Source organism: Amycolatopsis sp. NBRC 101858 (genome assembly GCF_030269325.1).
Lineage (GTDB): Bacteria > Actinomycetota > Actinomycetes > Mycobacteriales > Pseudonocardiaceae > Amycolatopsis > Amycolatopsis ponsaeliensis.
In genome coordinates this window covers 368341-392540 of sequence record NZ_BSTD01000004.1, presented here as the reverse complement: position 1 = coordinate 392540, position 24200 = coordinate 368341, and the positions used below count along the sequence as shown (strand labels likewise).

Genomic DNA, 24200 nt, shown 5'->3' with positions numbered 1-24200 from the left:
GCGCATGGAGCGGGGCTTCGTCGGCCGGACGGGCGAACTGGACCTGCTGCGCACCCGCCTCGAGGAGGCGCGGGCCGGGCGCGGCGGGCTCGTGCTCGTCGTCGGCGAGCCGGGCATCGGCAAGACCAGCCTGGCCCGTGAGCTGACCCGGGACGCCGAGGAGGCGGGCGTCCCGGTCGGCTGGGGACGCGCGAGCGACGACGAGGGCAGCCCGCCCTACTGGGTCTTCCGGCAGCTGGCCCGCTCGCTGGGCCGGCCGTTCCCGACCGGGGACACCGGCGGCTCGGCGGAGGCGCGGTTCGCCGCGTTCGAAGCCTTCTCCGACGGCCTGCGCGAAGCTGCCGCGCCACACGGCCTGGTCGCGGTGCTCGACGACGTGCAGTGGGCCGACGCGGCGTCGCTCGCCCTGCTCGTCCACCTGGCCCGCGACCTCGACCGGGCGCCGGTGCTGCTCGTGGCGACCTACCGCGACACCGAGACGACCGGCCGCGAGGCCCTCACCGCGGCGCTCGCGGCACTGGCCCGCGAACCGGTCCTGACCCGGGTCCGGCTGGCCGGGCTGACCGAGGCCGAGGTCGTCGAGCAGCTCGGCCGCGGCGGCGTCTCCCCCGAGCTCGCGACGCTGGTCAGCCGCCGGTCGGGCGGCAACCCGTTCTTCGTGACCGAGCTGGCCCGGCTGGCCGGCACCGCCGGGGACGCGCTGCCGGACGGCGTCGTGGACACCGTCCGCGCGCGGTTGGCCCGGCTGGGCGAGCCGTGCCGCGCGCTCGTCGCGACCGCCGCCGTGCTCGGCCGCGACGTCGACCCGGCCGCGCTCGCCGACGTCACCGGCCGGCCGGCGGCCGACGTCCTGACCGACCTCGACGAGGCCGCGGACGCCGGCATCGTGATCGCCGGGAGCTTCAAGCACGACCTGATCCGCGAATCCGCGGCGATCGGGCTGCCGACGGCGGCGCGGCTGACCGCGCACGCCCGGATGGCGGCGTGGCTCGAACGGCGTGACCCGGCCCGGACCTCGGAGATCGCCCACCACTGGCTGGAGTCGCTGCCCGTCGGCGACGCGGCGCGCGCCGCGCTCTGGGCCGAGCGGGCCGGCGACCAGGCACTGGCCCAGCTCGCCTGGGAACGCGCGGCCGAGCTCTACCGGCGCGCGCTCGAAGCGGCACCCGCCTCCGCCGCCGAGCGGGCGCGGCTGCGCCTGCGGGAAGGGGTCGCTCACCTGCGCGGCGGTGAGATCGAGCGTGGCTCCCGGGTCCTGGAAACCGCCGCCGACGCGGCCCGGGAAGCCGGCGACCCGGCCGTGCTGGGTGAGACGGCGCTGGCCATGGAAGGCCTGTCCGACCCGTGGGGCAGCTTCAACGGCGGCAAGATCGCGCGGGAGGCGCTCGCGGGGCTCCCGCCCGGCGACGATCCGCTCCGCGCCCGGCTGCTCGCGCTGCACGCGGGGGAAGCCGGGTTCCTCGGGGGCGCCGAGGCCGAAACGGCGTCCGCCGAGGCGCTGGCGATCGCCGAGCGGCTCGGCGACCCGGACGTGCTCCGCTCGGCCTTGCGCGCCCGGCAGATGGTGCGTTCGGCGCCCGAGGGCGTGCACGAACGGCTCTCCCTCGCCCACCGGATGATCGCGCTCGGCGAGGACCGCGACGACGCCGACGTCGAGCTGTGGGGCCGGTTGTGGCGGTTCGACGCGCTGCTCATGCTCGGCCGGCTCGGGGAGGCCGAGCAGGAGCTGGGGGCGCTGCGGCCGCTCGCCGACCGCCTCCGCCGTCCGCTGGCGCGGTGGCACCACCTGCGCAGTTCCGCCACGCTCGCCATCGCGCGCGGGCAGTTCGACGACGCCGTCGAAGCGATCCGGCAGAGCTTCGCGCTTGTCGCCGACCGGGCGCACATGTCACTGCAGGGCGTGCCGATCTCCGTGCTCGCCGCCATTGCCGGGCTCACCGGCCGGACCAGCCTGGTGACGCCTGCGATGGAGCGCATCTTCGCCGAGCACGCCCCGCCGTTCGTCGGGCTGCTGCACGCCGCGTGGCCGCTGCAGGCCGGCGACCGCGACCGGGCGGGCGAGCTCTACCGCCGGGTTTCCGTGCCCGCATCGGCGCCGGTGCCCGCGACGCTGCCCGTCGCCGCGGCCGCCGTGGAGCTGGGTGCGGAGTTCGGCCCGCCGGAAGCCGTCGAACGGGCCGCCGCGGTCCTGCGGCCGCACGCCGGGCTGTTCGTGACCGGCGGCGCGGGCTCGGTCCTCGTCAGCGGCTCGGTCCGCCAGTACCTCGGGCTCGCGGCCGCGTCCGCCGGGCGGCTCGACGAAGCGGTCCGGGAGTTCAAGCTCGCGATCGCGGCCGACGACGAGGCCGGGACGCCGCCCTACGCCGCGTTGGCGCGCTTCGGGCTGGCCAAGGTGCTCGCGCGGCGCGCTCGCCCGGGCGACGTCGACGAGGCTCTCGGTCTCACGGCGTCGGTGTCGGCCGCGGCCGACCGGCTCGGGATGGCCCCGCTGCGCCGAGAGGCCGACGCGCTGGCGGCCGCGCTGCGCGGCGACGCGCCGGGCCCGCTGACCCGGCGCGAGCGGGAGGTCGCCACGCACGTCGCCGATGGACTGACGAACAAGCAGATCGCCGCCCTGCTGCACATTTCCGAGCGGACGGCGGAAAGCCACGTGCAGCACATCCTCACCAAGCTCGGCTTCACCACCCGCACCCGGATCGCGACCTGGGTGACGGCGAACGGGTCAGCGCGGGACCAGCGACCGCACCGCGTCGAGTAGTTCGGGACCTTCGAGCAGCACGGGATCGTTGTGGTCGGCGTCCGGGATCTCCACCAGCCGCGCGGACGCCGCGGCGGCGACCTCCCGGCTCTGGGCCGGCGGGACGATCGAGTCCCGGCCGCCCAGGACCACGACGGTGGGGACGCGCAGGCGGGCGACCTCGTCCCGGACCGGGAACCGGTCGCGCAGCAGCAGCCGCACCGGCAGGTACGGGTAGATCTCGGCACCGACGGCGGCGAGGTCCACGAACGGTGACCGCAGGAGCAGCCCGGCCGGCGGGTGTTCGAGAGCGAGTTCGGCGACGACGGCGCAGCCGAGGCTTTCCCCGTAGAAGAGGATCCGCTCCGGCGGCACGCGCCGGTCCTCGACGAGGAAGCGGTAGGCCGCGCGGACGTCGAGCGCCAGGCCGGCCTCGTCGGGGTCACCGGGGTTACCGCCGTAGCCCCGGTAGTCGAACGTCAGCACGGCCAGCCCGGCCTGCGCGAGCTTCGCGGCCAGCGGCGCCCGGCCGGCCCGGTTGCCGCCGTTGCCGTTGGCGACGAGGACGGTCGCTTCGGGTGCCTGGGCAGGCCGGACGAACGACGCGTCCAGCTCCAGGCCGTCGGCGGTGCGGAGCCGGACGTCTTCGGTCCCGGGCAGGGCGGGCACCGGCGTGGCGTCCGGTCGGTAGATCAGGCGGCGCTGGAAGATCCACACGAGCGCCAGGACCAGGACGGCGACCAGCACCAGCCCGAGCAGCACCTGCACGGTCCTGGTCACGGGCACCCACCCCCGGGAGACAACGGCGGGGTTCGTGCGTTGTACGAGTCGATGACCACTCTCCGATTCTCCGTCCTCGGCGACTCCCTGGCGGCCGGCGTAGGTGCCGCACGCCCCGAGGACACGCTCGGGCAGCGCCTCGCCGGGCGGTTGCGCGCGGCGGGCCACACCGTCGACCTGCACGGCTTCGGGGTGCCCCGCGCCCGCTCCGACGACTTGGAGCGCCAGGTCGGCGCCGCGCTCCGCACCGGCGTGGACCTCGCGCTGATCGTGATCGGGACGAACGACCTCGCGAGGTTCGTCCCCCCGGCGATCGCGGCGGGCCAGCTGCACGAGGCGGTGGCCCGGCTGGTCCGCGCCGGCGCGCGGGCCCTCGTGGTCCCGGCGCCCGACCTGGGGATCGTCTCGTGGGTACCGGCGCAGTACCGGCAGCTGGTCACCGCGGCGAGCGGCCAGTACGCCCAAGCCCAGGCCGACGCGGTCATCCGGGCAGGCGGCGCGGTGGCGGCCCCGGGCCCGGAACTCGGCGCACGGTTCGCCACCGACCCCGCGCTGTTCTCCGCAGACCGGTTCCACCCGTCGTCGGCCGGGTACGAGGTGATCGCGGACGCCCTGGCGCCCCACCTCCTGGCCGTGGCAGCCGACCTCGCCGCGTAGCCCCGTTAGGGTTCGCCCATGACCGCGCTACCGGGCATCCCGGTCCTCGTCCGCACCTGGTTCGGCGACGACGAAGCCTGGGCCGCCCTGGCCGAGGAAGTCCGGACGCCCAGCGAGGACGGCTTCCTGGCCAACGTCACGCCGGTGGACGACCCGGCCTTCGAGGGCCTGACCGCGGACGCGCTGCGGGAGCAGCAAACCGATGGGCCGATCGTCTCGTTCCTCGCCGACGAGACGACCCTCACCAGCGCCGAGCACCCGGTCCTGGCCGTCTGGGTGCTCCCCCACCGGGACGGCGAGCAGCGCGACCTCGCGCCGTTCCGGGTGGTGCCCGCCGAGCTGTGGAGCGTGGAGAACAACATCAACCTGGCGAACCTGGACTGGGCGGACTTCACCCGCTCGGCCGGCCCGGACGGCGTCTTCCGCGGCTTCTGAGGCGTCAGTACACCGAACCCAGCAGCTCGGCCACCTCCGCCGCCGACGGCAGCCGCGGCGCGTTCTTGGTGACCGCGTCGGCCACCGCGTCCGCCGCGATCGCCGGGAGGGCGTCCCGGGTGACGCCGAGTTCGCGCAGCGGGCGCTTGATCTCGATCGCCCCCGAAATCTCGCGGACCGCCTCGATCGCCGCTCCCGTCCAGTCCGGCGACGGGGGCAAACCCAGCGCGCGAGCCGTCGCTTCGTACGCCGGAGCCGCGGCCGGGGCGCTGAACGCCATCACCTCCTCCAGCACCGCCGCCAGGGCGACGCCGTGCGGAGTTCCCGTGTGCGCCGTCAGCGCGTGGCCGATCCCGTGGACCAGCCCGAGCCCCGACAATGTCAGCGCGTGCCCGGCCAGGTGCGCGCCGAGCATCAGCCCGGAGCGCGCCTCCAGGTCGGCGCCGTCGCGGTAGGCCGCCGGGAGCCAGCGCCCGACCAGGCTCACCGCCTGCGTCGCGTAGGCCGCCGAGAACGGCGTCGACCCCAGCGACGCCAGGGATTCGATGCCGTGCACCAAGGCGTCCAGGCCCGTGGCGGCCGTGACGCGGGCGGGCAGGCCGAGCGTCAGTTCCGGGTCCAGGACGGCGATCCGCGGCTTCACCGACGAGTGTCCGATGTAGACCTTCCGGCGCGCGCACCGGTCCTCGGTGACGCCGAACCCGTTGGTCTCGGCGCCGGTGCCGGCCGTCGTGGGCACCGCGATCAGGGGCAGGCCGTCGCCCGCGTCCCACAGCCGGTCCGCGTCCGCCGCGGCCGCGTCCGGGTTGCCGGCCAGCAGGGAGATGCCCTTCGCCGCGTCGAGGGCCGATCCGCCGCCGAGCGCGAGCACGGTCGCGGCGCCGAACTCGCGCAGGCGGGCGGCCCCGCGGTCGAGCTCCGCCGTCGACGGGTTCGGGCCGACGTCCTCGTGCACGGCGTGCTCGAGCCCGGCCGCCGCCAGGATCTTCTCCGCGCGCTCGACGATCCCGGTCGCCCGCAGGCCGCGGTCGGTCACCACGAAAACCCTGGTGTGGCCCAGGGACTCGACGAAACCGGGCAGCTCGGCCAGCACGCCGGGGCCGTACTCGGTGCGGCCGGTCGGTTCCACGGACAGGCGCATGCGATCTCTCCTTCAGAGCGCCGGGAGGTTGAGCCAGGTCGTCTTGAGGGCGGTGTAGGCGTCGAGGGCGTGCAGTGACTTGTCCCGGCCCGCACCGGTCGCCTTGAAGCCGCCGAACGGGGTGATCACGTCGGACGCGTCGAAGGTGTTGATCCACACCGTGCCGGCGCGCAGCCGCCGCGCGACGCGGTGGGCCGTCGTGACGTCGCGGGTCCAGACCGACGCGACCAGGCCGTAGTCGGTGCCGTTGGCCAGCCGGAGGCCTTCCTCGGGTGAGCCGTCGTAGGTGAGCACCGCCAGCACCGGCCCGAAGACCTCTTCGCGCTCGATGGTCGTGCCGGGCCGGACACCGTCCACAATGGTCGGTTCCATGGTCAGCCCGGCGTGCCCGCCGCCGTGCACGACCGTCCCGCCTTCGGCGCGCGCGGTGTCGAGGTAGCCGAGGACGCGGTCGAGCTGGACGTCGTCGACCAGCGGGCCGAGCACGGTCGCCGGGTCGAGCGGGTCGCCGGACCGGAACGTCTGCCCGGTGATCTTGACGACCTCGGCGAGCAGCTCGTCCTTGAGCGCGGCCGGCACGATCACCCGGGAGCCGGCGTTGCACGTCTGGCCGGCGTTGTAGAAGATGCCCCACGCGACGGCGGACGCCGCGGAGGAGAGGTCGGCGTCGGGCAGGACCAGCTGCGGCGACTTGCCGCCGGCCTCCACCGCGACCTGCTTGCCGTTGGACTCCCCCGCGTAGACCTGGAACAGCCGCGCGACCTCGGCCGAGCCGGTGAAGGCGATCTTGTCCACCTCCGGGTGTCGGCCGAGGGCCTGCCCGGCGACTTCGCCGCGGCCCGGGACGACGTTCAGCACGCCGTCCGGCAGGCCGGCTTCGGTCGCCAGCCGCGCCAGCAGCAGCGTCGCCAGTGACGTCTGCTCGGCCGGCTTGAGCACCACGGAGTTGCCGGTGGCCAGCGCCGGGCCGAGCTTCCACGACGCGATGAGCAGGGCGTAGTTCCACGGCACGACCGCGCCGACCACGCCGAGCGGCTCGCGGGTGATCCAGGCGAGCGCGTCGCCCGGCGCGGGCGCGACCTCGTCGTAGGTCTTGTCGATCGTCTCGGCGTACCAGGCGATCGTCTCGGCGGTCTTGGCGACGTCGACGCGCTGCGACTCGCTGATCGGCTTGCCCATTTCGAGCGTGTCGAGCAGGGCCAGCTCCCGGGTGTGCTCGACGACGAGCTCGGCCCAGCGCAGCAGGATCCGCTTGCGCTCGCGCGGCGGCAGGTCGCGCCAGCGTCCGTCCTCGAAGGACTCGCGGGCCGCCCGCACCGCCCGGTCGACGTCTTCCGCGCTGCCCGCGGGGATGTCCGCGAGCACCCCGCCGTCGCGCGGCGACACGCTCGGGAACGTCGCGTCCGAAGTGGACTCGACGAACCTCCCGCCGATGAACGGCCGGGTCTCGGGCGCACATTGTTCAACCGCCGCGAGCCAGTCCTGGTGGGTCAGATCCGCCACCGGTCCACCGCCTCCTCGTCCAGTTCGATGCCCAGGCCGGGCCGGGCCGGGACGGCCAGCTCGCCGGCCGGGGTGATCATCACGGGTTCGGCCAGCATGAAGTCACGGCGTTCGGGCGTCCAGCCGGGCGGGTCCCACGGGAACTCGAAGTACGGGCCGCCGCCGACGCCGGCCGAGACGTGCAGGTTGGCCAGCACGCCGATGCCGTTGGTCCAGCTGTGCGGGGTGAACGCGCGGTGCTTGAGCTGCGCGAGCTCGGCCAGCGTCCGGGCGCGGTGCATGCCGACCGCGAGCACGACGTCCATCTGGTAGACGTCGAGGACGTCTTCTTCGAGGTAGCGCAGCAGCTCCGGCACCGAGTGGTGCATCTCCCCCGCCGCGATCCGCACGCCCGGGTTCTCCGCCCGGAGCGTCTTGAAGCCGTCGATGTCGTGGTAGGGCAGGGGTTCCTCGACCCAGAAGACGTCCAGCTCGGCCAGCAGGCGCACCAGCTTCCGCGTCCGGGCCAGGTCGGTCGCGGGACTCGTGTCGCCCGCCATCCGCCAGGACTGGTTGAGGTCGACCATGATCTCGAAGTCCGGGCCGAGCGCGTCGCGGACGGCGGCCACCGCGGCGACGCCGTCGGCCACGTGGCCGCGGTCGATGCGGATCTTCATGGCGCGGAACCCGGCTTCCCGGGCCGCGAAGGCCGTCTCGACACGCTCTTCGGGTGACTTCAGCTCGGCCGAGGAGGCGTACGCGGGCAGCGAGCGGGCCGCGTTGCCGAACAGGGTCGCGACCGGCAGGCCCGCGACCTGGCCGATGATGTCCCAGAGGGCGACCTCGAGGGGCCAGAAGCAGCCGCCGTGGAAGTCGGCCGTCTCGATGGCCTTGACGTGCCGGACGATGTCGAGGGGGTCCTCGCCGAGGAACAGGTGCTCGACGGCCTCGAAGCCGGCCATGGTGTCGCCGGAGCCGATGCCGGTGACGCCGTCGTCGGTGCGGACGCGCACGATCGTGGCGTCGAAGTGGCGCCGCGGGTCCGGGTCCCAGGCCGCCCGCAGCGGCGGGTCCAGGTCCAGCCGCAGCCGGTCGAGGGTGATCGCGGTGATCTTCATCGGTCACCACGCTAGGAGCGCCCGGAACCGCGGGCAAGCGACGCCGGGACATCGCAACCCGGGTTGCGACGGTGCCAACCGCGGGCGGCCGTCGCTGTTAGCTTTCCCGCATGGCACTCGCGGACGGCACCCGGCGCCCGGGACACGGTCTCCGCCGCGACCTCGACCTGCTGGAAGCACTCGCCTCGCCCGAAGCGCAGCGCGCCGGCGAGCTGGGCGTCGTGCGGCTCGCGCAGCTCACCGGGCGGGAGAAGAGCCAGGTCTCGCGGGCGCTCAAGGCGCTCGCCGAGGAGGGCGTCGTCGAGCGCGATCCCGACACGCTCGGCTACCGGCTCGGCCGGCGGCTGTTCTCCCTCGTCGCCCGGACCGCCGAGGACCGCCTCGTCCGGGCCGCCGAGCCGGTGATGCGAGATCTGTCCGCCGAGCTCGAAGAGACCGTCCACCTCTGCGTCCTGCACGAGGAGGAGGTGCTGACCCTGCTGTCGGTGTCCGGGCACTCCTTCCGCGTGCACGGCTGGGAAGGCCGCGGCGTCCCGGCGCACTGCACGTCGGCGGGGCGCGTGCTGCTGCTCGACGCCTCCCCGGACGACCTCTACGTCCGGTTCCCCGAACCGCCGGCGCACGCCCTGCCGGAACTGTGGGCGAAGATCCAGCGGGCCCGCCGCGACGGCTACGCCCGCGTCCGCGAGGAGTTCGAGGCGGGCCTAGTCGGGGTGTCGGCCCCGATCCGGGACTTCCGCGGCCGGGTCGCCGCCGCGCTGAACGTCTCCGCGCCCGCCGGACGGCTCGGGGAGCGGCTCGACGCCGCGGGCCGCGTCACCGCGGAAGCCGCGGCGCGGGTCTCCGCGCAGCTCGGCTGGGACGAGCACCCGAAACCGCCGTCCACCGCCCGGCTCACCTGACGGGCCTCCACAGTGGAGGGTCGGCGGCTCCCTCCCGGGAGGGGGCGGCTGCTACCTCGGCGGGAGGTCCCGGTGCCTACGCCCCGGACAGACTCGGCGCATGACCGCACCACGCACCGGCTCCCCCGCCGTCCGCCACCCGCCGCGGTGGGCCGTCTTCGCCGCCCACGCCGTTCCGCTGGTCACCCTGCCGTCCGGGGTCTGGCGGCTCTTCCTCGCGGCCGGCGTCGACCTCGGGCTGCGGCCGTACCACGCGATCGGGTTCGGCGAAGCCGGCTACATCGTCGGGCTGAGCGTCGTGTCCGAAGCGCTGGCCCTGCTCACGCTCGGCCTCGTCCGGCCGTGGGGCGAGCGCGTCCCGCGGTGGATCCCCGTGCTCGGCGGGCGCCGGGTCGCACCGTACGCGGCCATCGTCCCGGCGGCCGCCGGCGCGGTGGCGCTGGCGCTGATCTGGGCGTACGCCTTCCGCGACTTCCCCGGGCTGGGCGCGGTGACGTTCGCGGGGCCGGGCTGGCACGTCCTGCTCGTCGCCTGCTACCTGCCGCTGCTGCTCTGGGCGCCGCTGCTGGGCGCGGTCACGTGGGCGTACTGGCGTCGGCGGTGCCGTGCTGTTCGCGCCGCCGGAATCGACCCCGAGAAAACGGCCGACATCACGTTTTGACGCCGGGAACGTCCGTTCATTCAGCGGCCCATCCGGAAGCGTGCTATTTGATCTCCATGACCGAATCACCGAACTACCCGAATTATCCCGAGTCCGCCGCCTCCGGTCAGCCGGCCGCGGCTCCCGCTCGGCCCAGCACGGTCGAAGGCGCTTTCTGGGCGTTCATCGCCTCGACCGTCATCGGGCTCATCGGGGGATTGCTCATCTTCGGAAATCGTGACGCGATCGCCGATGCGTTGCGCAATTCGAACAGACAAAACGGCGGCGGCCTGACCGACACCCAGATCGACCAGGCCGTGAACATCGCGATGATCACCGCGGTCGTGATCGCCGTGATCATCGCCGCGCTGTACCTGCTGTTCGCGTTCAAGCTGCGCGCCGGCCGGAACTGGGCGCGGATCGTGCTCACGGTGCTCACGGCCCTGTCGCTGCTCTCGCTGCTGGTCGGGCAGAGCACGATCGTCGGCTACGTCGGCGTGCTCGCCGCGGTCGCCGGCGTGGTGCTGTCGTTCATGACGCCGTCGAACGCCTACTTCGCGGCGGCCAAGACGATCCGCTAGGAAGGGACCCGGGCCCGCGTCACCACCGGCGGGCCCGGTTCGTCTTCGTGCCGACGAGGTGCGGGGCTACCGGCCCGTGGAGCCGTCGATCAGCTCGCGCAGGATGTCGGCGTGGCCGGCGTGGCGGCCCGTCTCCTCGATCATGTGGACCAGCGCCCAGCGCATCGACGGCGGCGTCCCGGTGCGGCGGGCGACCGGCTCGGTCAGGTCGGAGCACGCGTCGATGACGGCGTTGGCCTCCTCGACCGCCGCGCGGTAGCCGGCCAGCAGCGCGGCGGCCGTCTCCTCGGGACGCGGCCGGAACGTGCCGGGCCAGTCGGCCGTGCGCTCGCCCAGGAACGTGAAGCGCTCGACGTGGGTCAGGTGCCGCACGAGGCCCAGCAGCGACGTGCCCGACGGCACGCCGGGTGTCCGGGCCTGCGGTTCCGGCACGCCCTCGGCCTTGGCGGCCACCGCGGCGCGCAGCTGGTCGAGGAACGCGCGCAGCACCTCCTTTTCGCCGGGGCCGGTCCGCGGGGGCGGGGTGTCGCGTCGGCGGGGCACGGTCAGTTCTCCTCGGACGGTCGCTGCGTGCGGCGGATCAGCAGCAGGTGGTCGACGACGTCGGCGACCTGCCCGCCGGGCCCGGTGGCGCGGCGGGACAGGGCGTCGGCCCGCTCGACCGCCCATTCGCCGGCGTCGAGCTCCAGCGAGCGCGCCACCTCCGCCGCGGAGGCGAACCGCGCCTCCTGGTCCCACGACCACGGCGCGACCGACCCGTGGTCGACGACCAGCAGCCGCCCGCCCGGGGACAGTGCGTGCGCGGCCCGCCGCAGGACACGAGCGCGCGGCAGGGCGAAGGGCGTGTGCAGGTAGTGCGCCGAGACGAGGTCGAAGCAGCCGGCGGGAAAGGTCTCGGCCAGGTCGTGCCGCTCCGCCGTGACCCGGTCGCCGAGCCCGAGTTCCCGGGAAAGTCCGGCCAGGCGGGCGATCGCGACGCCGGAGACGTCGGCCGCGGTCACGCGCCAGCCGCGGCGGGCGAGCCACAGCGTGTCACCGCAGGCGCCGCTCCCCAGGTCGAGCGCGGTGCCCGGGGCGAGATCGGCCGCGACCTCGGTGAGCCGGACGTTCGCCCGGGGGTCGGCTCGCGGCGTCGCGTAGTGGGTGTCCCAGAACGTGGTCATGGGCCCACCGTGCCCGGCCCGTGCCGAAGTGGCACGGTTTCTTGCGGTTTCGGCAAGATGGCCGGGTGACCGACGACTTCGAGGACATCCTGCACGCCGTCGGCCCCCGGCTGCGGGCGCTGCGCCGCCACCGCGGGCTGACGCTGGCCGAGGTCGCCGGCACCACCGGGGTGTCGGAGAGCACGCTGTCCCGGCTGGAGAGCGGGCAGCGGCGGGCCAGCCTGGAACTGCTGCTGCCGCTGGCCCGGGCCTACCGCGTCCCGCTCGACGACCTCGTCGGCGCGCCCCGCACCGGCGACCCGCGCGTCCACCTCGCCCCGATCCACCGCTACGGCATGACGTTCGTGCCGCTGTCACGGCGCCCGGGCGGCATGCAGGCGTACAAGATGCTCATCCCCGGCAGCGACCACCCGCCCGAGCCGGAGCACCAGACCCACGACGGCCACGAGTGGCTCTACGTGCTCCACGGCCGGCTGCGGCTGGTCCTCGGCGAGCACGATCTCGTGCTGCCGGCGGGCGAGGCCGCGGAGTTCGACACGACGCTGCCCCACTGGCTCGGGAGCGCCGACGGGAAGGCCGTCGAGCTGCTCATCCTCTTCGGGCAGCACGGCGAACGGGCCCACCTGCGCGCCCGCGCCGCCCGTGACTGAGCGGGTGTCCGGGCGGTGTCAGGCCGGTGTCAGGTCCCCCGGCGAAGGTGGTCCCAACGCACCAGAGGGACCACACGACAAGGGGAACACCATGACCGTCTTCACCACGCCGGAACCCATCACCGCCACGCTCACCACCGCCGGCGCCCGCGTGCGGATCGCCGCGAGCGAGCGGCCGGACACGGTGGTGCGGGTCGAGCCCGTGAACCGCGCGAGCAAGTCGGACGTCAAGGTCGCCGAGCAGACCGAAGTCGCCTTCGCCGGCGGTGAGCTCACGATCAAGACCACCAAGCCCGGCGCCAAGAACGGGTCGGTCGCCATCACCGTCGAGCTGCCGGCCGGGTCGGCGCTGGTCCTGGAGACCGCCTGGACGGACGTGCACGCCGACGGCCGGCTCGGCACCTGCTCGCTGGACATCGCGTCCGGCCGGGTGCAGCTCGCCCACGCCGGCGCCCTGCAAGGCCGGCTCTCCTCCGGTGAGGTCGAGGTCGGCCACGTCGCCGGGACCGCCGACCTCGACGGCGGCACGGCCGATGTGCGGATCGGCGAGGCCGGGGGCACGCTCCGGTACGTCGGTGCGAGCGGCCGGGTGTGGCTCGGCCGGGGGCACGCCGACGTCGACTTCACCGGTTCCGGCGGCAGCTTCACCGTCGACCACGCCGACGGCAGTGTCTTCGCCAAGGCGGCGCACTGCCCGATCCGGATCGGCCGCATGACGAGCGGCCAGGCGGACCTGACCAACGCCGCGGGCGGCATCGAGGTCGGCGTCGCCGCGGGAACCACCGCGTCGGTCGACGCGGACAGCACCAAGGGCGCGGTGCGCAACTCCCTGCCGGAGAACGCGGCCGAAGCCGCGGACCACGCCAAGATCCACGCCCGCACGCGCCTCGGCGACATCGTCATCCACCGCGCGGACGCCTGACCCGGGCTCGATTTCCGGAGAACGCCGCGGCCGGACCCCCGTCCGGCCGCGGATCTCCCAGGGTTCTCCCAGAACCTCCCAGGAACCGGCCAGGCGGGCGGGCCACGCTCGCCGCCATGACCACCATCGAAGTACGCGGCCTGACCAAGCGGTACGGCCCCGACACCGTCGTGGACGACCTGTCGTTCACCGTGGCACCCGGGCAGGTCACCGGGTTCCTCGGGCCGAACGGGGCCGGCAAGTCCACGACCATGAAGATGATCCTGGGCCTCGCCGCCCCGACGCGGGGGTCCGTCAGCGTCGGCGGGCGCCGCTACCGCGACCTCCCCGTGCCCCTGACCGAAGTCGGCGCGCTGCTCGACGCGGGCGCCGTCCACGGTGGCCGGAAGGCGGCCGATCACCTGCTCGCGCTCGCGGTGAGCAACGGGCTCCCCCGCCGCCGCGTCGGCGAGGTGCTCGCCCGGACCGGCCTGGACGGCGTGGGCGGGAAGCGGGCCGGCGGGTTCTCCCTCGGCATGCGCCAGCGCCTCGGCATCGCGGCGGCGCTGCTCGGCGACCCGCGCGTGCTGATCTTCGACGAGCCGGTGAACGGGCTCGATCCCGAAGGCATCCGGTGGATCCGCGACTTCATGCGCTCGCTCGCCCGTGAAGGCCGCGCGGTGCTCGTGTCGAGCCACCTCATGAGCGAGATGGCCCAGACCGCCGACCACCTCGTCGTCATCGGCCGGGGCCGGCTCGTCGCCGACACCGCCGTGAGCGAGCTCGTCCGCGGCGAAGGCACCGTGCTCGTCCGCACGCCGGACACCGGTTTCGGGCGGCTGCTCGTCACCGCCGGGGCCAGTGTGCGCGAAGGCGTCGAAGCCTCGCTCGTCGTCTCCGGCCTGACGAGCGGGGAGATCGGCAAGCTCGCGGCCTACCACGGCGTCGCGCTCGCCGAGCTCACGCCGCAGCGCGTCTCGCTCGAAGACGCCTTCATGGAGCTCACCAAGGACAGCGTCGAGTACGAAGGAGCGAGCGCGTGACCTTCGCCCAGTCGGTCCACGCCGAGTGGATCAAGCTCCGCAGCCTGCGCTCGACCTGGTACACCGTGGCGTGCCTCTTCGCGGTGGGGCTCGGCATCACGGCGCTGGCCATGAACGCCGCCGCGAAGACCTACGCCGAGGACCCGCGGGCCTGGGACCCCACCGACCGCAGCCTGACGTCGTACATCGTCGCGCAGCTGATCATCGGCGTGCTCGGCATCCTGGTCGTCACCGCCGAGCACGCGACCGGGCTCATGCAGACGTCCCTGATCGCGACACCCCGCCGGAGCCGGCTGCTGGCGGCCAAGGTCGTCGTGGCCGTCGGCGTCGCCGTGGTGGCGGGCCAGGTGCTGATGTCCGGCGCCTTCTTCCTCGGCCAGGCCGTCCTGGCCGCCCAGGACCTGCCGCACGCGCGGTTCGGCGACCCCGGCGTGCTCTCCGCTGTGACGGGCGGCGGGCTCTACCTGGCCGCGATCGCGCTGCTCGCGGTCGGGCTCGGCACGCTCATGCGCGCCACCGCGGGCGCACTCGCCACCCTCGTCGGGATCGTCTTCCTGGTGCCGGCCCTCGCGGGGCTCTTCCCGGCGTGGCTGCGCGGGATGTTCTTCTACTGGCCCACACTCGGCGCTTCGGCGGTCTTCAAGACGGTCCCCGACCCGGACTTCCCGCACCCCTGGCTGAACCTGGCCGGGATGTGCGCGGGAGTCGCGGTGGTGCTGGCCGTCGCGTTCGCCGTGTTCCGGCGCCGGGACGTCTGATGCGGGAGGTGTCCCGGGGCCTGGCCGCCGCCGTCGCCGCGCTGCTCGCCATGGCGGGGGTCGCGGCGGCCGGCCTGGCCCTGCTCGGCGCCGGCCGGTTCACCCCGGCGGTCGTCGCCCTGGCAGTGGGCGCTCCGGTGGACGTCGAGGCGGTGCCGGCGGCCGGGCTTCCCGTCGCCTTGCACGGCGACCTGCACGGGATCCCGCTCGGGGTTTCCCTTGTGGGCGCGGTGGTTCTGGGGTTGCTGCTGCATCGTCGTGACGGCGAGTTGCTCGTCCGTGGTGCCGTGGCCGCAGCGGCGTTCTCCGCGGGAATGGCGGTGATCGCCTTACTGGCCAAGGGAAATCTCGCTCTTCCGGAGGGTACCGGCGGGCTGCGAGGCTGTGTCTCCACCGGGCCGCGGATTCCGTTGCCCGGCCGGTTGGACGCCGGGTTCTCCGTCGCGGTCGGGCCCGCGGTGCTGGGCGCGGCGATCTTGGCGCTCGCCGTGGTCGGCGTGTGCTGGCTCATGACGCGGTTTCCCTCGGTGGCAACGGGTTTTCGCGCGCTGCGGTGGCCCGCCGCGGGGCTCGCGGTGGTGTGCTTCGTCGCGGCCTGGGCGTTCGGGGGCGCGGCGGCCGCCGGTGGGGTGCTGCTCGTCCTCCCCCAGCTGGTGACCGGCGCCGTGCTGCTGGGGCTCGGCGTGCCGTGGATGGTGGACCCCGCGCTCCCCTGCGTGCCGGCTTTCGGGTCCTTCACGCCCGGGCTCTGGGTGTCCGGCGCGCTTCTGCTGGTGTCCGTCATCGTCCTCGTCGTCCGCCGCGGCCGCCCGCTGCGCCGGGCGGCGGCCGTGAGCGCGGTGGCGGGTGGCGTGGCCGTCGTCATGACGCTGCTCTCGCGCGTTTCGGCCGAGGTCTCGGTGTCCGCGTTCGGCTTCTCCGTGCCGGTCCTGGACGTGCGCCTCACCGCGAACCCGCTGCTCGCGCTCGCGGCCGGCGCGCTCGCCGGGTTCGCGGGCAGCCTGGTTCTCAGCGCGCTCTCCGTATCCTCGCCGGCATGGAAGCGATGAGTGCGCAGCGGCTGCTGGTGGTCGACGACGAAGCCACCGTCCGCGAGCTGCTGTCGGCCGCGCTCCGGTTCGCCGGCTTCCGGGTGACGTCCGCGGCGACGGCGGGGGAAGCCGTCGCCGCGGCCACCGCCGAACCACCGGACCTGGTGCTGCTCGACGTCATGCTGCCGGATCTGGACGGCTTCGAGGTGGTCCGGCGGCTGCGCGAGCGGCGCATGCCGGTCCCGGTCCTGTTCCTCACCGCGCGGGACGGGCAGGCCGACAAGGTGACCGGCTTGTCCCTCGGGGCCGACGACTACGTGACGAAGCCGTTCGACCTGGCGGAGCTGATCGCGCGGATCCGCGCGATCCTCCGCCGGACCGCCGGGCACCCGGCCGACGTCGTGGCGGTCGGCACCCTCGCCCTCGACGCCGGCGGCCACCAGGTCACGCGCGCGGGAAAGCCGGTGCGCGTGTCCGCCACGGAGTTCCGGCTGCTGCGCTACCTGATGGAGAACGCCGGTCGTGTGGTGTCCAAGGCGCAGATCCTCGACCGCGTGTGGCGCGACGACTTCGGCGGCGACGCCAGCATCGTCGACACCTACATCTCTTACCTCCGCCGGAAAGTGGACACCGAGGAGCCCAAGCTGATCCACACCGTGCACGGCGTCGGCTACGTGCTGCGGGAGCCCCGGCGGTGAAGCGGCTGTCCCTGCGGGCCCGGCTGCTCCTGCTCACCGCGGGCCTGCTGCTGGCCGGCCTGACCCTCGTCAGCACGCTGGTCTCGGACCAGCTGGAGCACTTCCAGCTCGACCGGCTCGACGGCCAGCTGCGCTCGATGACCGAGCTCATCTCCCGCGCCGCGGGCCCGCCGCCCGCCGAGAGCCCCGCCGTGCGGCCCGACCTGGTCGGGCCCGCGCTCGACCTGTTCGGCACCCCGTACGTCGTCTACCTGGACGCGAGCGGCGCGGTGGCGGGCGGCCTGCACTCCGCGCGGGTCGACGGCGCGACGCTGCCGCCGTTCGACGCGCTGCGCACGGTGCCCACCGACGGGACCGCCGTGGACCTGAACGCGGCCGACGGATCGGAGCGCTGGCGGGCCGTCGCGCGCCCGGCCGTCCGCTGGGGCGGCACGGTGGTGTCGGCCGCGCCGCTCGCCGACACCGATGCCACGCTCACCCAGCTGCGGGTGAGCAGCCTGATCACCGGCGCCGGGCTGCTCGTGGTGCTGACCGCGGCCGGCTGGTTCGCCCTCGGCCGGGGCCTGCGGCCGCTGCGCCGGATCGAGCACACGGCGGCCGCGATCGCCGGCGGTGACCTCACCCGCCGCGTCCCCGTCCTCGCGCCGCCCGGAACGGAGATCGGGCACCTTTCGGCGTCGCTCAACACCATGCTCGGCCAGCTGGAAGGGGCCTTCGCCGACCGGGCGGCGTCCGAGGCGCGGATGCGCACCTTCGTCGCGGACGTCAGCCACGAGCTGCGCACGCCGCTGTTCGGCATCAAGGGGTCGACGGAGCTCTACCGGATGGGTGCGCTGCCGGAAGCGTCCGATGTGGACGACGCGATGCACCGCATCGACCGCGAGGCGACCCGGCTCACGGCGCTCACCGAGGACCTGCTGCTGCTCGCCCAGCTCGACGAAGCCCCCGAGGACCAGCTCGACCGCGCACCGATGGACCTGCGCACCCTCGCCGTCGACGCCCGGCACGACCTGCGAACCCTCGATCCGTCGCGCACGGTCTCCCTGACCGGACCGGGCGGACTGGGGCCGCCGGGCCCGGCCCCGGTCGACGGCGACGAAGCCCGGCTGCGGCAGGTGGTCACGAACCTGGTGGGCAACGCGGCCGCCCACACCCCACCGGGCACGCCGGTGCGCATCGGCGTCGGCACGGCGGACGGGCGCGCGGTGCTGGAGGTGGCGGACGACGGCCCGGGGATGACGGCCGAGCAGGCGGACAAGGTGTTCAACCGCTTCTACCGGGCCGACCGGTCCCGGACCCGCACCGGTGGCGCGGACGCGGGCCTGGGGCTGTCGATCGCGCGATCGCTGGCCCGCGCGCACGGCGGCGACGTCGAGCTGGCGACCGTCCTCGGGGAAGGCGCCCGCTTCCGGCTCGCGCTGCCCCTCCTCTAGACGTCGATGTGGGAGCCCATGATCACCGTGCGGTCCCGGGGCAGGCCGAAGTACTCCGCGGCGTCCGCGGTGATGTAGGACGTCGCGATGAACAGCCGCTTGCGCCAGCCCGCCATCGTCGGCTCCGGGCCGCGCTGGAGCTCGATCTTGGACAGGAAGTACGACGCCTCGTCCAGCCGCAGCCGCCCTTCGGTCTGCGCCGGGTCGAGCAGGGCGAGCGCGCCCGGGACGTCCGGGGTCTCCATGTAGCCGTAGCGCGCGGTGACGAACACAATCCCGTCGTCGGTGTGGCCCAGGTCCTCGACGCTCACCCGGTTCTCGGCCGGCACTCGCGGGACCGGCTCGGTCTCCAGCGAGAGGATCACGACCTGCTCGTGCCGCACGTGGTTGTGCACGGCATTGGCGCGCAGGGCCAGCGGTGCCGTGCGGCCGCCGCGGTTGAGGAACACGGCCGTGCCGGGGACCCGCTGCGTCGGCGTCTCCCGGTCGCTCAGCTCGTCGATGAACTCGCGCAGCGGCCCCTCCTGGCGTTCGCGCTCGGCGGTGACGATCCGGCGTCCGCGCTGCCACGTCGTCATGATCGTGAACGCCGTGAGGCCGATCAGCAGCGGGAGCCACGCGCCGTGCACCAGCTTGGTCAGGTTGGCCGCGACGAACAGCAGGTCCACGGTCAGCAGGACGGCCGCGCCGGCGCCGAGCAGCCAGCGCGGCGTCCCCCACCGCGACCGGGCGATGAAGAAGAACAACAGGGTCGTGATGGTGATCGTGCCGGTCACCGCCATGCCGAACGCGAACGCCAGCGCCGTCGAGCTGCGGAACGCGAAGACCAGCGTCAGCACCGAAACCATGAGCAGCCAGTTGATCCACGGGACGTAGATCTGGCCCCGCTCGGTCTCCGACGTGTGCGCGATCCGCAGCCGCGGCAGGTAGCCGAGCTGGGCGGCCTGCGCGGCGACCGAGTACGCGCCGGTGATCACCGCCTGGGAGGCGATCACCGTCGCCGCCGTCGCCAGCACCACCATCGGCAGCCGGCCCCAGCTCGGCACGAGCAGGAAGAACGGGCTGCTGATGTTCGCCCCGTCCTCGAGGATCAGCGCGCCCTGCCCGAGGTAGCTGAGCACGCACGCGGGCAGGACGAGGAACAACCAGCCCCGGGTGATCGCCTTCCGGCCGAAGTGGCCCATGTCGGCGTACAGCGCTTCGGCGCCGGTGACCGCCAGCACGACCGCGGCCAGCGTGAAGAACGCGATGTCGAAGTGCCCGGCCATGAAGCCGATCGCGTACGTCGGCGAGAGCGCCTTGAGGATCTCCGGGTGCCCGGCGATCCCGGCCACGCCGCACGCGCCGATCACCCCGAACCAGGCGATCATCACGGGCCCGAACACCCGGCCGACCGCGGCGGTGCCCCGCCGCTGCACCAGGAACAGCCCGATGATGATCACGGCGGTGATCGGCACGATCCAGGCGTCGAGGCCGTCCGAGACGACCTTGAGGCCCTCGACCGCGGACAGCACCGAGATCGCCGGGGTGATCATGCTGTCGCCGAAGAACAGGGCGGCGCCGAAGATCCCGAGCCCGGCCAGCACCAGTGCGGTCCGGCCGGTCCGCGACCCGCGCCGCAGCTGGGTGATGAGGGCCATGATGCCGCCCTCGCCGTCGTTGTCGGCGCGCATGGCCAGCAGCACGTAGGTGACGGTCACGATGACCAGCACCGACCAGAAGATCAGCGAGACCACGCCGAAGACGTTGTCCGCGCTCACCGGGACCGGGTGCGGGTCGCTCGGGCTGAAGACGGTCTGCAGCGTGTAGATCGGGCTGGTGCCGATGTCCCCGAACACGACGCCGAGCGCGCCGACCACCAGCGCCGGGCGCACAGTCTCCTGGTTCACGGGACCGGACCCTACTGGTCCCCTTCGGCCGGGCGCGGCCTTCCGCGCCGCGCCGGGGAGGGGTTCCCCCGATATTTACGGTTTCTTAGCGCCGGTTCACCCGCCGGGGAAGTCCGGCGCCATGGGTCGCCCCGGCGCGTTACGGTGGCCGGGGAGGTCGGGATGAGCGGGTTGAACGGGCAGACGGTCGTGCTGGTCGGCGGCAGCGCGGGGATCGGTTTGGAGACGGCGCGGCTGGCCCGCGCCGAGGGCGCCGAGGTCGTGCTCACCGGCCGCGACCCCGGCAAGCTCGCGCAGGCGGCGGACGCCGTGGGGGCGCGGAGCACGGCTGCGTTCGACGCCACCGACCCGGCCGCGGTGGCGAGCTTCTTCGCGGACCTGCCCGGGACGGTCGACCACGTCCTGGTCACCGCGGGCGGCCCGCACTACGGGCCGCTGCTGGAGATGACCGCCGACGACGTGCGCACGGCGGTCGGCGGCCACATCTCGGTCGCGCTCGAGGTCGCCCGCCACGCGGCCCCGAAGATGCGCCCCGGCGGCTCGCTGCTGCTGATGGGCGGCACCGGCGGCCGCCGCATCGGGCACGGGCTCGGCATCGTCTCGGCCGCGACCGCCGCAATGCCACCGTTCACCGCGGCCCTCGCGCTGGAACTGGCGCCGGTGCGCGTCAACCTGATCGCCGCGGGGTTCGTCGACACGCCGTTGTCGGCGACGCTGCTCGGCGACAAGCTGGAGGAGCGCCGGGCCGAGCTGCGGGCGACGCTCCCGATCGGCCGCGTCGTAGGCCCCGCGGACGTCGCCGCGCTGGCGGTCCACCTCATGACGAACACGGCCCTCACCGGCGCGACCTACGACATCGACGGCGGTCAGCAGTTCGTCTGGTGACGCTCGGGCCCGAGGGCCTCGACCAGCTCGGCCACCCGGTGGTGCGCCTCGAGCGGGTGACGCAGGCGGCTTTCGGGGTGGATCGTGTAGTGGTTGCGCCGGCCCACGCGCTCGCGTTCGACGTACCCGTCCGCGATCAGGTCCGCGAGGATCAGCTGCACGCCCCGTTCGGTGATGCCGACGCGCTCGGCGATGTCGTGCAGCCGGTGGTCCGGGTTCTCCGCCAGGCACAGCAGAACGTGCGCGTGGTTGCTCAGGAACGTCCACGTGGCCATCGTCGCAGCATAGCCGTCCACACTTGACAGACGAAGCGCAGTTCGTCATTCTGGAGGAGACGGAGGGGAGTACCCGCTCGGTCCGGCATCGTCAATACGGCTGCCTCTGCGCAGACCCGGTGCCGGCGCCACCTTCTGGGTGGTCGGGAAGACCTCCGGTTCGCCACCGAACCGGAGGAGTGTGCCGTGACCGTCCCCATCTGGGCCTGGGCCGCCGTGCTGGGCGTCATCCTGCTGATGCTCGCGGTCGACCTGTTCGCCCACCGCAAGGCGCACGTCGTCGGCGTCCGCGAAGCGCTCACGTGGTCCGCGGTGTGGGTCGCGCTGGGCGTCGCGTTCGGCGCGGTCGTCTGGTGGGTCTGGGGCGGGGAGCTCGCCGGCCAGTACTTCGCCGGCTACGTGATCGAGAAATCCCTGGCCGTCGACAACGTCTTCGTGTTCGCGATCATCTTCGGCTACTTCGCCGTGCCTCGCGAACACCAGCACCGCATCCTGTTCTACGGCGTCATCGGCGCCCTGGTCTTCCGGGCGGTGTTCATCGCCGCCGGCTCGGCGCTGCTCGCGAGCTTCGCCTGGATCCTCTACGTGTTCGGCGCTTTCCTCGTCCTCACCGGCATCCGGATGGGGCTGCACCGCTCGGAGACGGTGGACTACGACCAGAACGTCGTCCTGCGCGTCTTCCGCAGGCTCGTCCCGTCGACGGATGTCCACCACGGCAAGAAGTTCCTCGTCCGCGAGGCGGGCCGCTGGGTGGCGACGCCGCTGCTCGCGGTGCTGGTGCTGATCGAGGTCACCGACGTCGTCTTCGCGGTCGACTCGATCCCCGCGATCTTCGCCGTGACGCAGGAACCGTTCCTGGTGTTCACGTCGAACGCGTTCGCCATCCTCGGCCTGCGCGCCCTGTACTTCCTGCTCGCCGACCTCATGCACCGGTTCGTCTACCTCAAGTTCGGCCTGGCGATGGTGCTCGTCTGGGTCGGCGTGAAGATGCTGCTGCTGGAGATCTGGAAGATCCCGACGGCGCTTTCGCTCGGCGTGGTCGGCCTCATCCTCGCGACGGCGGTCGCCGCCAGCCTCCTCAAGACGCGCAACGTTCCGGTCGAAGGGAAAACCCGATGAAACGACTCACGACGGCAGCCATCGCCGGCGGTCTCCTGCTGGCTCTCGCGGGCTGCGGCCAGGCCTCCGAAACCGCCGGCCGCGTCGGCGACGCCGCCACGACGGTCAGCGTCTGCACCGAAGCGGTCCGGATCGCCACCGCCACTCCCGACCTCGCCGACCCGCAAGCCGCGGCGGACCGCGCGCACGAGGCCGGCCGGGAGCTGACGGCCCTCGCGGAACGGGCCGCCGGCACGACCGCCGGCGAGGCGATCGGCTCCCTGGCGACCACGCTGCGCGAGACCACGGTCGACGACCTGGTCACCGGCCCGGCGGACTGGGTGCGGCGCAAGTCCGAGCAGGTCGCCGCGCTGACCAAGGCGTGCGGCCTCTGAGCGGACCCGTGTCCCGAAAGGCAGCACGCGTGATCCGGCGGGCATCACGCGTGACTGGCGGGGCATCACAGCACGGCCAGCCGGTCCAGGAGCCGCTCGGCCTGCTTGATCTCCGCGCTGAGCGGGTGGTCCTCCGGGATGTGCGGGAGGCCGCCGTCGGCGAGGCGGAACGCCTCCCGCAGCGGCGTGTCCGGTAGCCGGACCCCGGACAGCCGCAGCGCGCGGATCGCGGCGAGCAGCTCGCACGCCAGCACCGTCCGGTACGCGGCGGTGGCGGCGACGGTGCTGCGGACGGCGTGCGTCGAGAAGCTCGCGTGGTCCTCCAGCCCGCGGGAGATCACCGCGGTCCCGAGCGTGACCGGCGAGGCCGCGTGCCGCAGCGTGCCCAGCGCGTCGTGGGCGACGTACTCGAGGATCATGATCCCCGAGCTGCCCGCCGGCCCCTCGGCGAGGAACGGCGGCAGCCCGCTCAGGTCCGGCTCCACCAGGTCGCCCAGCCGCGCGGTGGACAGCTCCGCGACGTGGTGCAGCGCCGCGCGCAGCTGGTCGAACGCCAGCGCCACGTGCGCGGTCGAGAACTGGCCGTGGTGGTAGGCCTGCTCGGTCTCGACGTCGATCAGCGGGTTCTCCGCGGCGGCGTTGATGTCGATGGCCAGCACGCTTTCGACGGCCGCCACGGCGTCCAGCGCCGGGGCCTGCACCTGCGGGAACGCCCGTAGCCCGAACGGATCCTGCAGCCGCCGCCCTTCGGCGGCACCGGTGAGCAGGCGGCGCATTTCGGCAGCACAGTGGACGGCGCCCGGGTGCGGCCGCGCGGCGTGGACGCGCTCCGAGTACGCCTCGGCCGAGCCGCCGAGCGCGCAGAACGTCAGCGCCGTGACGACGTGGCTCGCGGCGAGCAGCCGGCTCAGGTCGTGCCAGGCCAGGACGGCCTCAGCGAGGGTGGCGGCGTTGCTGGAGATGAACGCCAGCGCGTCGCCCGGGCTGATCGCGACCGGGTCGAGGTCGCCCGCCGCCCACGGCAGCTCCCCCGCGAGCGTCAGGGCGATCTCCGCGAGCTGGGCGAGGTCACCGGTGCCGATGGCGCCGCGCGAGTGGACGTGCGGGAGCGCCCCGACGCGCAACGCCGTCTGCAGCACCTCCAGCAGCCGCGGGTGCACGCCGCTCCCGCCGGCGGCGAGCTGGTTGAGGCGGATGGCCATCACCGCGCGCACGGCGTCGTCCGGCAGCGGGTCGCCGGTCCCGCCCGCGTGGCTGCGCAGCAGGCGCAGGCCGTGGTGGTCGGCCGACTCCGGGTCGACGACGGTGTGCCGGTTCGCGCCGACCCCGGTCGTGCGGCCGTAGACCGCGCGCTTCGCGCCCAGCTCGACGGCCAGCTGATAGCTCGACTCCGCCCTCTTCAGCGCGTCGGCGCCGAGCTCCGTCGACGCGCTGCGCCGGGCCACGCGCACCACGTCGGCGCACCGGAGGCCGGTCCCGCTGATCTCGATGCGGTTGGTGTCGGTCAT

The 24200-nt window shown here is 74.0% G+C and carries 25 protein-coding genes; 16 read left to right on the top strand and 9 right to left on the bottom strand.

The genetic code is table 11. The features are described from left to right. Window positions 1–4: 4 nt before the first annotated feature. Window positions 5–2758, top strand: a complete 2754-nt coding sequence (locus tag QSK39_RS30580) for a helix-turn-helix transcriptional regulator (RefSeq protein WP_285481307.1) — start codon at window positions 5–7, stop codon at window positions 2756–2758. Here the strand turns inward: QSK39_RS30580 and QSK39_RS30575 are convergent. Next, window positions 2723–3517 carry an alpha/beta hydrolase gene (locus tag QSK39_RS30575; RefSeq protein ID WP_285481306.1) on the bottom strand — a complete coding sequence of 265 codons (795 nt, stop codon included), beginning with the start codon at window positions 3515–3517 and terminating at the stop codon, window positions 2723–2725. The genes QSK39_RS30580 and QSK39_RS30575 overlap by 36 nt on opposite strands. Before the next feature lie 51 nt (window positions 3518–3568). On the opposite strand from QSK39_RS30575, the gene QSK39_RS30570 reads away from it, so the two are divergent. Together QSK39_RS30570 and QSK39_RS30565 are read left to right on the top strand one after the other, a co-directional pair. Continuing rightward, window positions 3569–4174: an SGNH/GDSL hydrolase family protein gene (locus QSK39_RS30570; RefSeq protein WP_285481305.1), complete on the top strand. Its 606-nt coding sequence runs from the start codon at window positions 3569–3571 to the stop codon at window positions 4172–4174. Window positions 4175–4192: 18 nt separating this feature from the next. Continuing rightward, the gene (locus QSK39_RS30565; RefSeq protein ID WP_285481304.1) at window positions 4193–4609 is read left to right on the top strand and encodes a DUF6924 domain-containing protein; all 417 of its coding nucleotides are present in this window, start codon (window positions 4193–4195) and stop codon (window positions 4607–4609) included. 4 nt (window positions 4610–4613) lie between these two features. On the opposite strand, the gene QSK39_RS30560 is transcribed toward QSK39_RS30565, so the two are convergent. Genes QSK39_RS30560 through QSK39_RS30550 form a run of 3 tightly spaced genes read right to left on the bottom strand, consistent with a single transcriptional unit; the run spans window position 4614 to window position 8350 of the window. Next, complete coding sequence (locus QSK39_RS30560; RefSeq protein WP_285481303.1) at window positions 4614–5750, bottom strand: iron-containing alcohol dehydrogenase family protein; 1137 nt, start codon at window positions 5748–5750, stop codon at window positions 4614–4616. A 12-nt stretch (window positions 5751–5762) separates the two neighbouring features. Then, the gene (locus QSK39_RS30555; RefSeq protein ID WP_285481302.1) at window positions 5763–7253 is read right to left on the bottom strand and encodes an aldehyde dehydrogenase family protein; all 1491 of its coding nucleotides are present in this window, start codon (window positions 7251–7253) and stop codon (window positions 5763–5765) included. Then, entirely contained in the window at window positions 7241–8350 is a 1110-nt protein-coding gene (locus QSK39_RS30550; RefSeq protein ID WP_285481301.1) for a mandelate racemase/muconate lactonizing enzyme family protein, read from the bottom strand. Before QSK39_RS30550 ends, QSK39_RS30555 begins: the two co-directional genes overlap by 13 nt. Window positions 8351–8460: 110 nt before the next feature. On the opposite strand from QSK39_RS30550, the gene QSK39_RS30545 reads away from it, so the two are divergent. The 3 genes from QSK39_RS30545 to QSK39_RS30535 all read left to right on the top strand — a co-directional run bounded on the left by QSK39_RS30545 (window position 8461) and on the right by QSK39_RS30535 (window position 10473). Then, window positions 8461–9252 (top strand): IclR family transcriptional regulator, encoded by a 792-nt coding sequence (locus QSK39_RS30545; RefSeq protein ID WP_285481300.1) that lies wholly within the window; start codon window positions 8461–8463, stop codon window positions 9250–9252. 100 nt (window positions 9253–9352) lie between these two features. Then, window positions 9353–9913: a hypothetical protein gene (locus QSK39_RS30540; RefSeq protein WP_285481299.1), complete on the top strand. Its 561-nt coding sequence runs from the start codon at window positions 9353–9355 to the stop codon at window positions 9911–9913. Between the two features lie 56 nt (window positions 9914–9969). Further along, the gene (locus QSK39_RS30535) at window positions 9970–10473 is read left to right on the top strand and encodes a hypothetical protein (RefSeq protein WP_285481298.1); all 504 of its coding nucleotides are present in this window, start codon (window positions 9970–9972) and stop codon (window positions 10471–10473) included. Between the two features lie 66 nt (window positions 10474–10539). Here the strand turns inward: QSK39_RS30535 and QSK39_RS30530 are convergent, their stop codons facing one another. Together QSK39_RS30530 and QSK39_RS30525 are read right to left on the bottom strand one after the other, a co-directional pair. Next, window positions 10540–11016: a DinB family protein gene (locus tag QSK39_RS30530; RefSeq protein ID WP_502873320.1), complete on the bottom strand. Its 477-nt coding sequence runs from the start codon at window positions 11014–11016 to the stop codon at window positions 10540–10542. A 2-nt stretch (window positions 11017–11018) separates the two neighbouring features. After that, window positions 11019–11636 (bottom strand): SAM-dependent methyltransferase, encoded by a 618-nt coding sequence (locus QSK39_RS30525; protein ID WP_285481297.1) that lies wholly within the window; start codon window positions 11634–11636, stop codon window positions 11019–11021. Window positions 11637–11701: 65 nt separating this feature from the next. On the opposite strand from QSK39_RS30525, the gene QSK39_RS30520 reads away from it, so the two are divergent. The 7 genes from QSK39_RS30520 to QSK39_RS30490 all read left to right on the top strand — a co-directional run bounded on the left by QSK39_RS30520 (window position 11702) and on the right by QSK39_RS30490 (window position 18150). Further along, a complete protein-coding gene (locus QSK39_RS30520; RefSeq protein WP_285481296.1) occupies window positions 11702–12286 on the top strand; it encodes a helix-turn-helix domain-containing protein in 585 nt (194 codons plus the stop codon). A 91-nt stretch (window positions 12287–12377) separates the two neighbouring features. Then, window positions 12378–13208, top strand: a complete 831-nt coding sequence (locus tag QSK39_RS30515; protein WP_285481295.1) for a DUF4097 family beta strand repeat-containing protein — start codon at window positions 12378–12380, stop codon at window positions 13206–13208. Between the two features lie 116 nt (window positions 13209–13324). Then, entirely contained in the window at window positions 13325–14230 is a 906-nt protein-coding gene (locus QSK39_RS30510; RefSeq protein WP_285481294.1) for an ABC transporter ATP-binding protein, read from the top strand. Continuing rightward, window positions 14227–14988: an ABC transporter permease gene (locus QSK39_RS30505; RefSeq protein ID WP_285481293.1), complete on the top strand. Its 762-nt coding sequence runs from the start codon at window positions 14227–14229 to the stop codon at window positions 14986–14988. The genes QSK39_RS30510 and QSK39_RS30505 overlap by 4 nt, the downstream gene beginning before the upstream one ends. After that, window positions 14988–16037 (top strand): hypothetical protein, encoded by a 1050-nt coding sequence (locus QSK39_RS30500; protein ID WP_285481292.1) that lies wholly within the window; start codon window positions 14988–14990, stop codon window positions 16035–16037. The genes QSK39_RS30505 and QSK39_RS30500 overlap by 1 nt, the downstream gene beginning before the upstream one ends. Next, window positions 16034–16717, top strand: coding sequence for a response regulator transcription factor (locus tag QSK39_RS30495; RefSeq protein WP_502873327.1), 684 nt, complete (start codon window positions 16034–16036; stop codon window positions 16715–16717). The genes QSK39_RS30500 and QSK39_RS30495 overlap by 4 nt, the downstream gene beginning before the upstream one ends. Beyond that, on the top strand, window positions 16714–18150 hold the full coding sequence (locus QSK39_RS30490; RefSeq protein ID WP_285481290.1) for a sensor histidine kinase: 1437 nt from the start codon (window positions 16714–16716) through the stop codon (window positions 18148–18150). The genes QSK39_RS30495 and QSK39_RS30490 overlap by 4 nt, the downstream gene beginning before the upstream one ends. Here QSK39_RS30490 and QSK39_RS30485 read toward each other — a convergent pair. Then, the gene (locus QSK39_RS30485) at window positions 18147–20039 is read right to left on the bottom strand and encodes a potassium transporter Kup (protein ID WP_285481289.1); all 1893 of its coding nucleotides are present in this window, start codon (window positions 20037–20039) and stop codon (window positions 18147–18149) included. The genes QSK39_RS30490 and QSK39_RS30485 overlap by 4 nt on opposite strands. Before the next feature lie 162 nt (window positions 20040–20201). Here QSK39_RS30485 and QSK39_RS30480 point away from each other — a divergent pair, with 162 nt between their 5' ends. Further along, the gene (locus QSK39_RS30480) at window positions 20202–20924 is read left to right on the top strand and encodes an SDR family NAD(P)-dependent oxidoreductase (protein WP_285481288.1); all 723 of its coding nucleotides are present in this window, start codon (window positions 20202–20204) and stop codon (window positions 20922–20924) included. On the opposite strand, the gene QSK39_RS30475 is transcribed toward QSK39_RS30480, so the two are convergent. Next, window positions 20906–21199: a helix-turn-helix transcriptional regulator gene (locus QSK39_RS30475; protein ID WP_285481287.1), complete on the bottom strand. Its 294-nt coding sequence runs from the start codon at window positions 21197–21199 to the stop codon at window positions 20906–20908. The two genes, QSK39_RS30480 and QSK39_RS30475, sit on opposite strands and share 19 nt — an antisense overlap. Before the next feature lie 186 nt (window positions 21200–21385). Here QSK39_RS30475 and QSK39_RS30470 point away from each other — a divergent pair, with 186 nt between their 5' ends. Continuing rightward, a complete protein-coding gene (locus QSK39_RS30470; protein ID WP_285481286.1) occupies window positions 21386–22318 on the top strand; it encodes a TerC family protein in 933 nt (310 codons plus the stop codon). Then, window positions 22315–22692 carry a bacteriophage spanin2 family protein gene (locus QSK39_RS30465; protein WP_285481285.1) on the top strand — a complete coding sequence of 126 codons (378 nt, stop codon included), beginning with the start codon at window positions 22315–22317 and terminating at the stop codon, window positions 22690–22692. Before QSK39_RS30470 ends, QSK39_RS30465 begins: the two co-directional genes overlap by 4 nt. Before the next feature lie 65 nt (window positions 22693–22757). Here QSK39_RS30465 and QSK39_RS30460 read toward each other — a convergent pair whose 3' ends face one another. Further along, window positions 22758–24200, bottom strand: a complete 1443-nt coding sequence (locus QSK39_RS30460) for an aromatic amino acid ammonia-lyase (protein WP_285481284.1) — start codon at window positions 24198–24200, stop codon at window positions 22758–22760.

What these genes read in the sequence shown, in the direction of transcription:
- QSK39_RS30580 (WP_285481307.1), top strand. Translation starts at nt 5, where the DNA reads ATGGAGCGGGGCTTCGTCGGCCGGACGGGCGAACTGGACCTGCTGCGC.
- QSK39_RS30570 (WP_285481305.1), top strand. Translation starts at nt 3,569, where the DNA reads ATGACCACTCTCCGATTCTCCGTCCTCGGCGACTCCCTGGCGGCCGGC.
- QSK39_RS30565 (WP_285481304.1), top strand. Translation starts at nt 4,193, where the DNA reads ATGACCGCGCTACCGGGCATCCCGGTCCTCGTCCGCACCTGGTTCGGC.
- QSK39_RS30560 (WP_285481303.1), bottom strand. Translation starts at nt 5,750, where the DNA reads ATGCGCCTGTCCGTGGAACCGACCGGCCGCACCGAGTACGGCCCCGGC.
- QSK39_RS30550 (WP_285481301.1), bottom strand. Translation starts at nt 8,350, where the DNA reads ATGAAGATCACCGCGATCACCCTCGACCGGCTGCGGCTGGACCTGGAC.
- QSK39_RS30545 (WP_285481300.1), top strand. Translation starts at nt 8,461, where the DNA reads ATGGCACTCGCGGACGGCACCCGGCGCCCGGGACACGGTCTCCGCCGC.
- QSK39_RS30540 (WP_285481299.1), top strand. Translation starts at nt 9,353, where the DNA reads ATGACCGCACCACGCACCGGCTCCCCCGCCGTCCGCCACCCGCCGCGG.
- QSK39_RS30535 (WP_285481298.1), top strand. Translation starts at nt 9,970, where the DNA reads ATGACCGAATCACCGAACTACCCGAATTATCCCGAGTCCGCCGCCTCC.
- QSK39_RS30525 (WP_285481297.1), bottom strand. Translation starts at nt 11,636, where the DNA reads ATGACCACGTTCTGGGACACCCACTACGCGACGCCGCGAGCCGACCCC.
- QSK39_RS30515 (WP_285481295.1), top strand. Translation starts at nt 12,378, where the DNA reads ATGACCGTCTTCACCACGCCGGAACCCATCACCGCCACGCTCACCACC.
- QSK39_RS30510 (WP_285481294.1), top strand. Translation starts at nt 13,325, where the DNA reads ATGACCACCATCGAAGTACGCGGCCTGACCAAGCGGTACGGCCCCGAC.
- QSK39_RS30500 (WP_285481292.1), top strand. Translation starts at nt 14,988, where the DNA reads ATGCGGGAGGTGTCCCGGGGCCTGGCCGCCGCCGTCGCCGCGCTGCTC.
- QSK39_RS30495 (WP_502873327.1), top strand. Translation starts at nt 16,034, where the DNA reads ATGAGTGCGCAGCGGCTGCTGGTGGTCGACGACGAAGCCACCGTCCGC.
- QSK39_RS30480 (WP_285481288.1), top strand. Translation starts at nt 20,202, where the DNA reads ATGAGCGGGTTGAACGGGCAGACGGTCGTGCTGGTCGGCGGCAGCGCG.
- QSK39_RS30475 (WP_285481287.1), bottom strand. Translation starts at nt 21,199, where the DNA reads ATGGCCACGTGGACGTTCCTGAGCAACCACGCGCACGTTCTGCTGTGC.
- QSK39_RS30465 (WP_285481285.1), top strand. Translation starts at nt 22,315, where the DNA reads ATGAAACGACTCACGACGGCAGCCATCGCCGGCGGTCTCCTGCTGGCT.
- QSK39_RS30460 (WP_285481284.1), bottom strand. Translation starts at nt 24,200, where the DNA reads ATGACCGACACCAACCGCATCGAGATCAGCGGGACCGGCCTCCGGTGC.